The 14139-nt window shown below is 71.1% G+C and carries 7 protein-coding genes; 6 read left to right on the forward strand and 1 reads right to left on the reverse strand.

The window, feature by feature from the left end:
- Window positions 1–27 precede the first annotated feature (27 nt).
- The 4 genes from mtnA (at window position 28) to pbpC (ending at window position 12002) form a co-directional block, all read left to right on the forward strand.
- Entirely contained in the window at window positions 28–1098 is a 1071-nt protein-coding gene (mtnA, locus tag Q0863_RS03875) for an S-methyl-5-thioribose-1-phosphate isomerase (protein ID WP_298575211.1), read from the forward strand.
- 349 nt (window positions 1099–1447) lie between these two features.
- Window positions 1448–4039: a DNA gyrase subunit A gene (gyrA, locus tag Q0863_RS03880; protein ID WP_298575213.1), complete on the forward strand. Its 2592-nt coding sequence runs from the start codon at window positions 1448–1450 to the stop codon at window positions 4037–4039.
- A 357-nt stretch (window positions 4040–4396) separates the two neighbouring features.
- Window positions 4397–9310 carry an alpha-2-macroglobulin gene (locus Q0863_RS03885; protein WP_298575214.1) on the forward strand — a complete coding sequence of 1638 codons (4914 nt, stop codon included), beginning with the start codon at window positions 4397–4399 and terminating at the stop codon, window positions 9308–9310.
- Between the two features lie 316 nt (window positions 9311–9626).
- Window positions 9627–12002, forward strand: a complete 2376-nt coding sequence (gene pbpC / locus Q0863_RS03890) for a penicillin-binding protein 1C (RefSeq protein ID WP_298575215.1) — start codon at window positions 9627–9629, stop codon at window positions 12000–12002.
- A gap of 70 nt (window positions 12003–12072) precedes the next feature.
- Here the strand turns inward: pbpC and Q0863_RS03895 are convergent, their stop codons facing one another.
- Window positions 12073–12555, reverse strand: a complete 483-nt coding sequence (locus Q0863_RS03895) for a peroxiredoxin (protein ID WP_298575217.1) — start codon at window positions 12553–12555, stop codon at window positions 12073–12075.
- Window positions 12556–12693: 138 nt separating this feature from the next.
- On the opposite strand from Q0863_RS03895, the gene Q0863_RS03900 reads away from it, so the two are divergent.
- Both Q0863_RS03900 and Q0863_RS03905 read left to right on the forward strand, forming a co-directional pair.
- Complete coding sequence (locus Q0863_RS03900; RefSeq protein WP_298575219.1) at window positions 12694–13152, forward strand: Hsp20/alpha crystallin family protein; 459 nt, start codon at window positions 12694–12696, stop codon at window positions 13150–13152.
- Window positions 13153–13213: 61 nt separating this feature from the next.
- Window positions 13214–14125, forward strand: coding sequence for a DnaJ C-terminal domain-containing protein (locus Q0863_RS03905; RefSeq protein ID WP_298575221.1), 912 nt, complete (start codon window positions 13214–13216; stop codon window positions 14123–14125).
- Window positions 14126–14139 lie beyond the last annotated feature (14 nt).

Consider the following 14139-nt stretch of genomic DNA (forward strand, 5'->3'; position numbering starts at 1 on the left):
GCGCCGGACACCGCTTAGAATGGCGCGATGACCGAGACCATCGACTACGCCCGCTACGACCGCATCCGCCCGATCCGCTGGACCGGCGAGGCGCTGGAACTGCTCGACCAGCGCAAGCTGCCGTTCGCGGTCGAATACCTGGACTGCCGCAGCAGCGACGAAGTAGCGGCCGCCATCCACTCGCTGGCGGTGCGTGGCGCGCCGGCGATCGGCATTTCGGCCGCCTGGGGGGCTGTACTGGCCGCGCGCGGGATCGGGGTGGACGACGCGGCCGAGGCCGCGTCGCTGCTCGAACCTGCGCTGCAGCGGCTCAACGCCGCGCGTCCCACGGCGGTCAACCTGGCCTGGGCGCTGGCGCGCATGCGCGCGGCGCTGGTGCGCACGCAGGCGGGCGAGGGCATGGACTGGCGCGAGGCGCTGGAGGCCGAGGCGCGCGCGATCGAGACCGAGGATCTCGCGGCCAACCACGCCATGGGCACGCTCGGCGCCTCGCTGATCGCGACGGGGAGCGGCGTGCTCACCCACTGCAACACCGGCTCGCTGGCCACCGCCGGCTTCGGCACCGCGCTGGGCGTGATCCGCGCCGGCGTGGCCGAAGGCAGGATCGGCAAGGTGTTCGCCGGCGAGACCCGCCCCTGGCAGCAGGGCGCGCGCCTGACTGCCTGGGAGCTGATGCAGGACGGCATCCCGGCCACGCTGATCGCCGACTCCGCCGCCGCGCACCTGATGAAGACCGGCGCGGTGCAGTGGGTGATCGTGGGCGCCGACCGGATCTGCGCCAATGGCGATACCGCCAACAAGATCGGCACCTACCAGCTGGCGATCTCCGCGCGCCACCACGGCGCGAAGTTCATGGTGGTGGCGCCGTCCTCCACCGTCGACATGGACACGGCCTCGGGCGATCTGATCGAAATCGAGGAGCGCGACCCGACCGAGCTGTACGGCATCGGCGGCCAGCGCACGGTGGCCGAGGGCGTACCGGCCTGGAATCCGGTGTTCGACGTGACCCCGGCCCCACTGATCGATGCGATCGTGACGGAAAAGGGCGTGGTCGAGCATCCCGACGCCGCATCGATGCGGGCGCTGTTCGGCGCCTGAGCGCCCGGCGCCGACCACGCGCGACCGCCGCGGATCGCTCCTGCGGACCGTAGCCAGCGGGCGGCGTGAACCGCCTGTAGGACGCTGCGCGCGCGGAACCACCCGCCACCGGAAATCCAGTCGCCACCGCTCATGTCGCCGCGTCGTCGACGCAGACGCTTCCGCGTCGCGGCAGGAAGGCCGCAAGTGATTGTTTTTGCGCCGGAATTTGCTGGCAAAAACAGGGCTTTCGTGATAGCATTCCGCGATTGATTCCGGCGTGGCCGAGAGGCCTCGCAGGCACGTTTTTCCGGGTGGTTGCGCCTGCAGCCACGGGGAAGCCCGGCATACACAGGACGCAAGCAACTCGATGACCGATCTCGCGCAGGAAATCATCCCGGTCAACCTCGAAGACGAAATGCGGCGCAGCTACCTGGATTACGCCATGAGCGTGATCGTGGGGCGCGCGCTGCCGGACGTCCGCGACGGCCTGAAGCCGGTGCACCGACGCGTGCTGCACGCGATGAACGAGCTGGGCGCGCACAGCAACAAGCCGTACTACAAGTCGGCGCGCATCGTCGGTGACGTGATCGGTAAATACCATCCGCACGGCGACCAGTCGGTCTACGACACGCTGGTGCGCATGGCGCAGCCGTTCTCGCTGCGCTACATGCTGGTCGACGGACAGGGCAACTTCGGTTCGGTCGACGGCGACTCCGCGGCGGCGATGCGTTACACCGAGGCGCGCATGGCGCGCATCACCCACGAGCTGATGGCGGACATCGACAAGGAAACCGTCGACTTCCAGCCCAACTACGACGAGAAGGAACTCGAGCCGTCGGTGATGCCGACGCGCTTCCCGAACCTGCTGGTGAACGGTTCGGCGGGCATCGCGGTCGGCATGGCCACCAACATCCCGCCGCACAACCTGGACGAGGTGGTCAACGCGCTGATCGCGCTGATCGACAACCCCGAGATCGACATCGACGGCCTGATGGAATACATCCCGGGCCCCGATTTCCCCACCGGTGGCATCATCAACGGCGTCGGCGGCATCCATCTGGCCTACCGCACCGGCCGCGGCCGCGTGCGCATCCGCGCCAGGTGCGACGTGGAAGTGGCCGACAACGGCCGCGAGTCGATCATCGTCACCGAGATTCCCTACCAGGTGAACAAGGCGCGGCTGATCGAGAAGATCGCCGAGCTGGTGAAGGAGAAGAAGCTCGAGGGCATCAGCGAACTGCGCGACGAGTCCGACAAGGACGGCATGCGCATCTACATCGAGATCAAGCGCGGCGACTCGGCCGAGGTGGTGCTCAACAACCTCTACCTGCAGACGCAGATGGAGTCGGTGTTCGGCATCAACATGGTGGCCATCGTGGCCGGCCGGCCACAGCTGCTCAACCTCAAGGAGATCCTCGAGGCCTTCGTGCGCCACCGCCGCGAGGTGGTCACGCGCAGGACGATCTTCGAGCTGCGCAAGGCGCGCGCCCGCGCCCACATCCTCGAAGGCTTGACGGTCGCGCTCGCCAACATCGACGAGATGATCGAGCTGATCAAGACGTCGGAGAATCCGGCGGTCGCCAAGGAGCGCATGCTGGCCCGCGTATGGCAGCCTGGCCTGGTCGGCGCGCTGCTGGAAGCCGCAGGCGCCGAAGCCTCGCGTCCGGAGGACCTGCCCAAGGGCGTGGGCCTGCTGGCCGACGGCTACCAGCTGACCGAGACCCAGGCGCAGCAGATCCTGGAGATGCGCCTGCACCGGCTGACCGGCCTGGAGCAGGAAAAGCTGACCGAGGAATACCGCCTGCTGCTGGAGACCATCCGCGCCCTGATCGAGATCCTTGAGGATCCCGAAGTGCTGCTGGAGGTGATCCGCACCGAGCTGCGCAACGTCAAGGAAGAGTTCGGCGACGCACGCCGCAGCGAGATCCGCGCCAGCGAGGAGGACCTCGACATCCTCGACCTGATCGCGCCCGAGGACGTGGTGGTCACGCTGTCGCATTCGGGCTACGCCAAGCGCCAGCCGGTCACCGCCTACCGCGCGCAGAAGCGCGGCGGCCGCGGACGCAACGCGGCCGCGACCAAGGACGAGGATTTCATCGACCAGCTGTGGCTGGTCAACACCCACGACACGCTGCTGACCTTCACCAGCGCCGGGCGCGTGTTCTGGCTGCCGGTGCACCAGCTGCCCGACGCCGGCCCGAACGCGCGCGGCCGCCCGATCATCAACTGGATCGCGCTGGAGGAAGGCGAGAAGGTGCAGGCGGTGGTGCCGGTGCGCGAATACGAAGCCGACAAGTTCGTGTTCTTCGCCACCCGCCATGGCACGGTGAAGAAGACGCCGCTCACCGAGTTCGCGTTCCGCCTGGCGCGCGGCAAGATCGCGATCAACCTCGACGAGGGCGACGCCCTGGTCAACGCCGAGCTGACCGACGGCAGCCGCGACGTGATGCTGTTCGCCAGCAACGGCAAGGCGGTCCGCTTCGACGAAGCCTCGGTGCGCGCCATGGGCCGCACCGCCACCGGCGTGCGCGGCATCCGCCTGGCCGAGGGCGAGTGCGTGTGCAGCCTGGTGGTGGTGAAGGGCGAGGGCGACATCCTGACCGCCAGCGAGCGCGGTTACGGCAAGCGCACCTCGCTGGACGAGTACCCGAAGAAGGGCCGCGGCACGCAGGGCGTGATCGCCCTGCAGACCACGGCCCGCAACGGCAAGCTGGTCGGCGCGATCCAGCTGTCGGACGAGCACGAGGTGCTGCTGATCTCCGACGGCGGCACCCTGGTGCGCACGCGGGCCTCGGAGATCTCGCAGGTCGGCCGCAATACCCAGGGCGTGACCCTGATCCGGCTTGGCGAGGGCGAAACGCTGCAGGCGATCGAGCGCGTCGACGCCTCGCTCGGGGAGCCGGAGGAAGCGGCTTCGGTGGCTCCCGCAGGCGATGCCGAGGTGCGTCCGGAAGCCTGACGCCCAGGCGCCCCTACGGATGTGGAAAAGCCCGCCGTTGGCGGGCTTTTCCGTTCGTGAGATGGCGAGTCGCGACAACACACTGGCATTGCCATGCAGGCGCGGCGCGCGCAGCGGTAGACGGATACCGGAATGGCCGGGTGCGTCGGCACGGTCGGGACAGCGCGGGTCCGGGCGAGCCCGTTCACGGCGGCAACGAACATCGGGACGGCACGAGGGCAGCCATGACTCGCGGGCGCGGAGCACGCGAGCGCGCCCGAAGCGCGCATCCGGTGCCGCGCGGCGCACCCGAACCTATACTGGCGCCAGCCAGGGGAGCAGACGATGGGCGACGAACCGATGCGGAAGGGGACGTGGATGCGCGCATATGCGGGCGTGGCCATGGCGCTGTTGCTGCTGCTGGCGACGCTGGCCGGCTGCAAGCGCAACGAGTCCGGGCAGCTGCCCGCGGTCAGCGGCGAGGCGATCCAGGCACAGCGCGAGCAGATCGAGGGGTTCGGCCTCGTGCGCGCCTGGCCGGACCAGACCAACGAGGGCCTGGCGATCGCGCTGGAATTCTCGCAGCCGCTGGTGGGCACGCAGGATTTCGACAAGCTGGTCACCTTCGCCGAAACCATCGCCGAGCCCAGCGGCTGGACCCTGGACGAAGCGGGGACCGTGCTGCGCTATCCGCACGTCAAGCCCGACCAGCATTACACGCTGCGCATCTCCAGCGAGCTGACCGCGGCCGACGGCAGCAAGCTCCCGGTCGCGCTGGAGCAGAAGGTCTATACCGGCGAGCTCGAACCGGTGGTCGGTTTCGCCTCGCAGGGCAGCATGCTGCCGGCGAAGGAGTCGCGCGGCCTGCCGGTGGTGTCGGTCAACGTGGCCGAGGTGGACGTCGAGTTCCTGCGCGTGCGCGAGGGTTCGCTGCCGAAGTTCTTCGCCGAGTTCCAGCGCGGCGGACGCCGCGGCAGCTGGGAGCTCGACAACCGCTGGAACGACCGCACACCGATGTCGCAGCTGGCCGAGCCGGTCTACGTCAACCGCTTCGTGCTGGGCGGCGAGCGCAACGAGCGCGTGCTGACCTACCTGCCGCTGCAGGACATCGCCGAACTGCAGCAACCCGGCCTGTATTTCGCGGTGATGAAGCGCACCGGATCGTTCCAGGACGAGTTCGAGACCGCCTACTTCACCGTCAGCGACATGGGCCTGCACGCCCGCGCCTACAAGGACAAGCTGTTCGTGCATACCGCCTCGCTGCACGATGGCGCGGCGATCGGCAGCGCGGAGCTGCGCGTGCTCGATGCGCGGGGGGAGACCGTGTACCGCGCCAGCACCGACGCCAACGGCAATGCCATGGCCGACTACACGATGGACGCGGGCCACGTGCTGGTGGCCAGCCGCGGCAGCGACGTGGCGATGCTGCCATTCAACCAGCCGGCGCTGGACCTGTCCGAATTCGCCGTGTCCGGGCGTGCTGCGAGCTGGTTCGACGTGTTCGCCTGGTCGGGTCGCGATCTCTACCGGCCGGGCGAGACCGTGCGCGTCTCGGCCCTGCTGCGCGACCACGACGGCCGTCCCGTCGCCGCGAAGGATGGCAAGGCGCAGTCGCTGTTCGTGCGGCTGAAGCAGCCCGACGGCAAGCCCTTCTTCGAGACCCGGCTGCAGGCCGGCGCGCTGGGCTACTACAGCTTCGAGAAGGACGTGCCCGCCGACGCACCGACCGGCCGCTGGCAGGTCGAGTTCCGCACCGATCCGTCGAGCCGCGAGGCGGTGCAGGGCATGACCCTGCGCATCGAGGAGTTCCTGCCAGAACGCATGAAGCTCGAACTGGACGCCGCGCCGCTGCTGCGTCCCGGCGAGCCGCTGAAGCTGCAGGCGACCGGCGCCTACCTGTATGGCGCGCCCGCCGCCGGCAACCGCTTCACCGCCAGGCTGGCTGTCGCCGTCGAGCAGCATCCGCTCGAGGGCATGCCCGGCTGGTTCTTCGGCGATCCAACGGTGCAGCTTCCGAAGGAAGCGAAGGACGTGGTCGATGCCAGCCTGGACGCGCAGGGCAGGCTCGCGCTGGACATCGCGCTGCCCGAGGAGATCAAGCCGACCACACCGATCGCGGCCGTGGTGTCCGGCAGCCTGTACGAGAGCGGCGGACGCAGCGTGAACCGCACGCTGCGGCGCGTGCTGTGGCCGGCACAGGCGCTGGTGGGCGTGCGCCCGCTGTTCGACGACGCCGAGGGTGCCGACGCCAACAGCACGCCCGGCTTCGAGCTGCTGCGCGTGGGCAGCGACGGCAAGCCGCGGCCCGCCAGGGGCCTGCAGGTGACCTTGGTGCGCGAGCACCGCGACTACCACTGGCGCCACGACGAGGATGGCGGCTGGGAGTTCGAGTATTCCAGCCGCTTCGAGAACGTGGAGACGCGCAGCATCGACAGCGCCGCGACCGCCAGCCGGCTCGCTTTCCCGGTCGAGTGGGGCGAGTACCGCATCGACGTGCTGGATCCGGAAACGAAGCTGGTCACGCGCTATCCCTTCCGCGCCGGCTGGAGCTGGGGCGATGGCAACCGCGGCCTCGACGCGCGCCCGGACAAGGTCAAGCTTGCACTCGACCGCACGGCCTACCGCGCAGGCGAACGGATGAAGGTGACGGTGACGCCGCCGCATCCGGGCAAGGGCCTGCTGATGGTCGAGAGCGACCGCATGCTGTACGTGCAGGAGATCGAGGCCAAGGCCGGCAGCAGCTTCGAGATCCCGGTGACCGAGGACTGGGAACGCCACGACGTGTACGTGACCGCGCTGGTGTTCCGCGGCGGCAGCGCCGCGAGCCGGATCACGCCCGCGCGCGCGGTGGGCGTGGCGCACGTGCCGATGGACCGGCGCGACCGGCGCATCGCGGTGGGCCTGAAAGTGCCCGCGCGGATCGTTCCGGAAGGCCCGGTGCAGGTGGTGCTGAGCGCGCCGCAGTTGGCCGGCAAGGACGCCTGGGCCACGGTGTCGGCGGTGGACGTGGGCATCCTCAACATCACCCGCTATCCGGTGCCCGACGCGCGCGCGCATTTCTTCGCCCAGCGCCGGCTCGGCGTGGACGCCTGGGACGTGTACGGGCGGGTCATCGAGAGCTTCGAGGGCGGCACGGCGCGGCTGCGCTTCGGCGGCGACATGGCGCTGGCGGCGATGCCGCAGGCGCGCCGGCCCACCGCGCGGGTGCAGACCGTCGACCTGTTCTCCGGCCCGGTCAAGCTCGATGCCGGCGGCAACGCCCGCATCCGCCTGCAGGTGCCGGACTTCAACGGCACCCTGCGCGTGTCGACCCTGGTGTATTCGGCCGACGGCTATGGCAGCCGCGCCGTGGAGACCGTCGCGCGCGCGCCGATCGTGGCCGAGGCGAGCATGCCGCGCGTGCTGGCGCCGGGCGACCGTGCCACCGTCACCCTGGACCTGTCCAACTTCACCGGCAGGGCCGGCCGCTTCGACGTGCGCGTGGACGGGATGGGCCCGCTTGATGTGGGCGAGAGCAGGCGCGAGGTGGAGCTGGCGGTCGACGGCAAGGCCACGCTCAGCTTCCCGCTGTCGGCGACCACCGGCTACGAGGTGGCCAAGGTCCGCGTGCGCGTGGACGGCAACGGCGCCAGGGTCGATCGCCGCTACGACCTTCCGGTGCGCCCGGCCTGGCCGTCGGTGCTGCGTTCGCGCACCGAGGTGCTGGCCTCGCCCGTGCCGGTCACGCTCGACGGATCCGAGGCGCAGGGGCTGATGGCCGGTTCGGTGCTCGCCCAGTTCACGGTCAGCGCGCTGCCGCCGATTCCCTTCGCCAGCGCGATCCGCGGCGCGCTCGACTATCCCTACGGCTGCGCCGAGCAGACCACCAGCAAGGGCTATGCGGCGCTGCAGCTGGACGAGGCGACGGCGGCGATGCTCGGGATCCGCGACGTGGATGCGTCGAAGCGGCGCCAGTACGTGGAAGGCGCGTTCGGGCGGCTGGCCTCGATGCAGGTCCGCTCGGGCCACTTCTCGATGTGGGGCAGCGACGGCGACGTCAATCCGGCGCTCACGCCGTACATCGTCGAGTTCCTGCTCGACGCGCGCGAGGCCGGCTTCAACGTGCCCGAGCAGGTGCTGCAGAAGGCGCTCGAACGCCTCGGCGAGGACCTGCTGTCGGGCGGCGAGCAGTTCTACGGCCACGACCATCGCCCGCACCTGCGGTTCGCCTACAAGGCCCACGCCGGCTACGTGCTGGCGCGGGTCAACCGCGCGCCGCTGGGCACGCTGCGCTCGCTGTACGACAACGATCGCGACGACGCGCTGACCGCGCTCTCGGTCGCGCACCTGGGACTGGCCCTGTCGCTGCAGGGCGACAAGGCGCGTGGCGGGAAGGCCATCGAGCAGGCATTCGATACGCCCGGGGAGCGCCCGCGCTACCTGTGGGACTACGGCAGCCAGCTGCGCGATCGCGCCCTGATGATCGCGCTGACCCACGAGCGCGGCGTGGCCCGCGCCGCATGGGACGCGAAGGCGATCGACCTGGGCCGCGACCTCGATGCGCGCCGCGCCGGCGGCCGGCTGTACCTGAGCACGCAGGAGCAGATCGCGCTGGCGCGGCTGGGCAAGGCGCTGTCCTCGGCGCAGGGCAAGCAGGTTTCCGGCACGCTGACCGAAGGCGGCGTGGGCCAGCCGGTGGCCGCCGCGCGCATCGTCGGACGCAGCTACGACGCGGCGACGCTGGCCAAGGGCGTGCGCTTCGATCCGGCCAGTCCGGAGTCGGGAGGGGCGGGGCCGCTGTTCGTGAGCATCGACGTGGCCGGCGTGCCCGTGTCCGCGCCGGAACCCGACGACAGCCGGGTCCGCGTCCAGCGCACCCTGTTCACCACCGAAGGCAAGCCGTGGACGCCTGCGCCGCTGAAGGAAGGCGAGGCGCTGATCGTGGCGCTGACGCTCACCGCCGACGTGGACATGCGCGACGCGCTGGTGACCGACCTGCTGCCGGCCGGCCTGGAGATCGAGAACTTCAACCTCGGCGACGCGAAGCAGTGGGCGGACGTGGTGGTCAACGGCATCGCGATCAGCGACCGCGCCAGCGCGGCCACGGTGCGCCACGAGGAGTTCCGCGATGACCGCTACGTCGCCGCGCTGGACCTGCGCCGCGGCAACACCGCGCGCGTTTTCTACCTGGTGCGTGCGGTGACCCCCGGCAGCTACACGGTGCCGCCGCCGCTGGTCGAGGACATGTACCGCCCCGACATCCGCGGCGTGGGCCGTGCGGTGCCCGCCACCATCACCGTGGTCCAACCGTGACCGCCATCGCCGCACGCGCTGCATGGGCCGGCGCGGCCAGGCCGTGACGGCGCGACGCCCCGTCTCCGACCGGAGCGGGGCGCCCCGGATGGGCGGTCCCGGCTGGGCCGCGTCGCGAGGCCGTACGTTGCGAAATGGTCTGCAACCCGCCCGGTCGGGCGCTTTGTGGTCGTGATCTTCATGGCTGCGCAAGCCTGCCCGGTCGACACGCGGAACACGCGCACGGCGTGGCCCGGCTGTCATGCGCGTTTCCGGGCATGACGCCGTGGCGGGTCGCGCGCGTTTCCGTCTGAGCCGGGCCACGGATCCGCTGTCCGTGGACCAGGCCGGACCGAAGCGCAGGCGCTGGCGACGCCTGCTGCCGTGGCTACGCTGGGGCAGCGTCGCGCTCCTGCTGTCGCTGCTCGCCCTGGACCTGGCGTTCCCGCCGCGGCTGCCGCAGGGGCGCGACACCAGCACCCTGGTGGTCGCGGCCGACGGCACGCCGCTGCGCGCCTTCGCCGATGCCGAGGGCGTGTGGCGCCATCCCGCCACGCCGGCCACGGTGTCGCCGCTGTACCTGCAGGCGCTGCTCAACTACGAGGATCGCTGGTACCGCTGGCATCCGGGCGTGAATCCGCTGGCATTGCTGCGCGCGGCGGGGCAGTGGCTGGCGGGCGGGCGCATCGTGTCCGGCGGCTCGACCCTGAGCATGCAGGTGGCGCGCATCCTCGCCCCCGACGACGGCCCGTCCACGCGCACGCTGCCCGGCAAGCTGGTGCAGATGCTGCGTGCGCTGCAGCTCGAGGCGCGCCTGGACAAGGACGCGATCCTGTCGCTGTACCTGGAGCGCGCGCCCTTCGGCGGCACCATCGAGGGCCTGGAAGCGGCCAGCTGGGCCTACCTCGGCAAGCCCGCCGCGCGCCTCTCGCATGCCGAAGCCGCCCTGCTGGCGGTGTTGCCGCAGGCCCCCAGCCGGCTGCGCCCGGACCGCAATCCCGACGCTGCCCGCCAGGCGCGCGACAAGGTGCTCGAGCGCATGGTGCGGCTGGGCGTCTGGACGCGCGCCGAGGCCGACGATGCGCGCATCGAGGCGGTGGTCGCGCGCAGCCTGCGCCCGCCGATGTCGGCCGCGCTGCTGGCGCAGCGCCTGCGCGTGGCGCACCCGCGGCAGGCGCGCATCGTCTCCACGCTCGACGCCGACCTGCAGCGCACGCTCGAGGAGCGCGTGGCGGCGTACTTCTCCAGCCTGCCCGAACGCACCTCGGCGGCCCTGCTGGTGATCGACAACGCCTCGCTGGAGGCCCGCGCCTACGTCGGATCGCTGGACCTGCTCGACCGCCGCCGCCTCGGCCACGTGGACATGGTGCAGGCCTGGCGCTCGCCGGGATCCACGCTCAAGCCGTTCCTCTACGGCATGGCGCTGGACGACGGGCTGATCCATTCGGAAAGCCTGCTGGTCGACGCGCCGCAGTCGTTCGGCGGCTACCGGCCGGGCAACTTCGATGCCGCGTTCAACGGTCCGGTCGGCGCGGCCAGTGCGCTGCGGCTGTCGCTCAACGTGCCGGCGGTGGACCTGCTCGACCGGGTCGGTCCCGCACGGTTCGCGGCGCGGCTGGAGAACGCCGGCATCACGCTGCGCTTCCCGCGTGGTGCATCGCCCAACCTGTCGCTGATCCTGGGCGGGACCGGCGCGCGGCTCGAGGACCTGGTCGGCGCGCATGCCGCGCTGCACCGCGGCGGCATCGCCGGGCGCGTGCGCTACACGCCCGCCGACGCGGTGGTGGAACGACGCCTGCTGTCGCCCGGCGCGGCCTGGATCGTGCGCGAGATCCTGCAGTCCAATCCGCGGCCGGGCGAGCGCGACGGCATGTTCGAGGCGTCGCGGCGTCCGCGCGTGTCCTGGAAGACCGGCACCAGCTACGGCTTCCGCGATGCCTGGGCGATCGGCGGCACCCGTCGCCATACGGTCGGCGTCTGGGTCGGGCGTCCGGACGGCACGCCCCTGCCGGGCCAGTACGGTGCGATCACCGCGCTGCCGCTGCTGTTCGAAGTGGTCGACAGCCTGCCGCGTGCGCGCGCCGACGCGGCGCCCCCGCCGATGCCGCCGGACGTGGCGCGGCGCGCGATCTGCTGGCCGCTGGGCACTGCGGCCGAAGCGCAGGACGAGGCGTTGTGCCAGCGCCGCTTCGAGGCCTGGGTGCTCGGCGGGGCGGTGCCGCCGACGTTCGCCGAGCGCGATGCGCGGCTGTGGAGCGCGGGGCTGGAACGTTTCGACGTGGATGCGGCGACCGGCCTGCGCCTGTCCGCCGACTGCGCGCGTCCGCATGCGCGCAGGGCGATGACGGTGGCGCGCTGGCCGGCACTAGCCTCGCCGTGGTTGCCGGCAGGGGTGCGCCGCGCCTCGCGGCCGCCGCCGCTGTCGCCGGACTGCATCGACGATGGCCGCGACCTGGCCGAACTGCGCATCGAGGGCCTGGCCGACGGCGCCTCGCTCGCGCGGCCGCCCGGCAGCCGCGGCGGTATCCGCGTCTCGCTGCGCGCGCTGGGCACCGATGCGACGGTGCAGTGGCTGCTGGACGGGCGCTGGATCGCCACCACGCGCGGCGGCAACGCCTCCCAGTACGGTTTCGAGGACGCCGGACGGCATCGCCTCACCGCGCTGGCCGACACCGGCGCCTGGGCGTCGCTGGAGTTCCGGATCCTGCCGTGAACGGGGCCGGATCGCCGGCCGTCGAAGCGCCCGCCCTGGCGGACGGGCGACGAATCCGCGCCAGCCGGACCTAGGCCGGCAGCTGCGCCAGCATGTGTTCCGCGCTCGAGACCCGGAACTCGCCCGGCGCCTCGACGAACAGCTGCCTGACGATGCCGTCCTCGGCGTACAGCGCGAAGCGCTTGCTGCGTACGCCCATGCCGTAGCCGCTGGCGTCCATCTCCAGGCCAAGCGCGCGGGTGAGGTCGGCGTTGCCGTCCGACAGCATGCGCAGGCCCTTGGGAACCGCCAGCTGCTCGCCCCAGGCCTGCATCACGAACGGATCGTTGACGGCCATGCAGGCCACGGTGATGCCGCGGTCGCGGAACCTGTCGAAATGTTCGATGAATCCGGGCAGGTGCCGTTCGGAGCAGGTCGGGGTGAAGGCGCCGGGTACGGCGAACAGGACGACCTTGCTGTCGTCGAAGAGCGTGGGCGTGTCGATCGCCTGCACGCCATCGTCGATGTACTTGAGGACCACTTCGGGAATGCGGTCGCCGATCTGGATGGTCATGGTGGGGCCTGCCGGGGAGGGATGGATGCGCGGCTATCCTCGCATGGACGGGTGGGCGGGGGCTTGAAAGCGGGGGCCGCGTTCCCAAATTCCGGTCATGGCGGCCTGGCGCCGCCGCAGACTTCCAGGAGACCAGACATGAGCATCGTTCGTTACCGCCAGCGTCCCTCGGAGCTGGCGCTGCAAGACGAGATCAAGCAGGTATTCGACCGCTTCTTCGGCCAGGAGGATACCGACGCCTCGGCCGTGGTCACCGCGCAGTGGGTGCCGCGCGTGGACATCAAGGAAGAGGCCCACCGGTTCGTCATCTATGCCGACCTGCCGGGCATCGATCCGCAGGACATCGAGGTGCAGATGGACAAGGGCATCCTCTCCATCCGCGGCGAACGCCGCAGCGAATCGACCACCGAGACGGAGCGCTTCTCGCGGGTGGAGCGACGCTATGGCAGCTTCCATCGCCGTTTCGCGCTGCCCGACAGCGCCGATCCCGAAGGCGTGGCCGCCAGCGGCAGCAACGGCGTGCTGGAGATCGTGATCCCCAAGCGGCCGGAAACCACGCCGCGCCGGATCCAGGTGGGCGCGCCGGTCGCGCACTGATCGGGTTCCTGCGCCGGTAAACTGCGACGGCCCGTACGCGGGCCGTCGTCGTGGAGCGAGCATGCAGTTCAAGGATTACTACAGCGTCCTGGGCGTGGAGCCCAATGCCGGCGAGGCGGAGATCAAGTCTGCCTACCGCCGGCTCGCGCGCAAATACCATCCCGACGTCAGCAAGGAAGCCGGCGCCGAGGACAAGTTCAAGGCCGTCAACGAGGCCTACGAGGCGTTGCGCGATCCCGCCAGGCGCAAGGCCTACGACCAGCTGCGCGCCGGCGGCTACCGTCCCGGCGACGAAGTGCCGCCGGCGGGCTTCGGACCCGGCGGTCCGGCCGGGTTCGACTACGACGACGTGTTCGCCGGCGGTGGCGCGGGCGGCGGCTTCAGTGATTTCTTCGAAAGCCTGTTCCGTCGCCAGGCCAACGGCGGCGGGCCGCGTGCGCGTGGCCCGGGCGGTCCGGCGGGGCCGGGCATGGGCGATACGCGCGCGCGCCTGGCGGTCTCGCTGGAGACGGTCTATCGCGGCGACAGCGTGCGCATCGGCGTGGATGGCCGCTCCTTCGACGTGCGCGTCCCGGCCGGCGTGCGGCCGGGGCAGGTGATCCGGCTGGCGCGGCAGGGCAGCCTCGGCGGCAACCTGCTGCTGGAAATCGAATACGCCGCCCATCCGCAGTTCGAGGTGGACGGCCGCAACATCATCCACGTGCTGCAGGTGGCGCCGTGGGAAGCGGCGCTGGGCGCCACGGTCAGCGTGCCCACCCTGGGCGGGCGCGTGGAGCTGAAGATCCCCGCCGGGTCCGAAGCCGGCCGCAAGCTGCGCCTGCGCGGGCGCGGCCTGCCGGGCGCAGGCGGCGCGCCTGCGGGCGACCAGCTGGTGGAACTGGAGATCCAGTCGCCTGCGCCGCGCGACGACGAGCAGCGCGAGGCCTACGAGCGCCTGCGCGACGCCTTCGGCGGGGAGTGGCGCCGCAACTGAGCCGATCGGCCCGG

Origin of the sequence: uncultured Luteimonas sp. (genome assembly GCF_947492465.1) — a bacterium.
GTDB lineage: Bacteria > Pseudomonadota > Gammaproteobacteria > Xanthomonadales > Xanthomonadaceae > Luteimonas.

Coding starts and splice junctions, on each gene's coding strand:
- mtnA (WP_298575211.1), top strand. CDS start 28: ATGACCGAGACCATCGACTACGCCCGCTACGACCGCATCCGCCCGATC.
- gyrA (WP_298575213.1), top strand. CDS start 1,448: ATGACCGATCTCGCGCAGGAAATCATCCCGGTCAACCTCGAAGACGAA.
- Q0863_RS03885 (WP_298575214.1), top strand. CDS start 4,397: ATGCGCGCATATGCGGGCGTGGCCATGGCGCTGTTGCTGCTGCTGGCG.
- Q0863_RS03895 (WP_298575217.1), bottom strand. CDS start 12,555: ATGACCATCCAGATCGGCGACCGCATTCCCGAAGTGGTCCTCAAGTAC.
- Q0863_RS03900 (WP_298575219.1), top strand. CDS start 12,694: ATGAGCATCGTTCGTTACCGCCAGCGTCCCTCGGAGCTGGCGCTGCAA.
- Q0863_RS03905 (WP_298575221.1), top strand. CDS start 13,214: ATGCAGTTCAAGGATTACTACAGCGTCCTGGGCGTGGAGCCCAATGCC.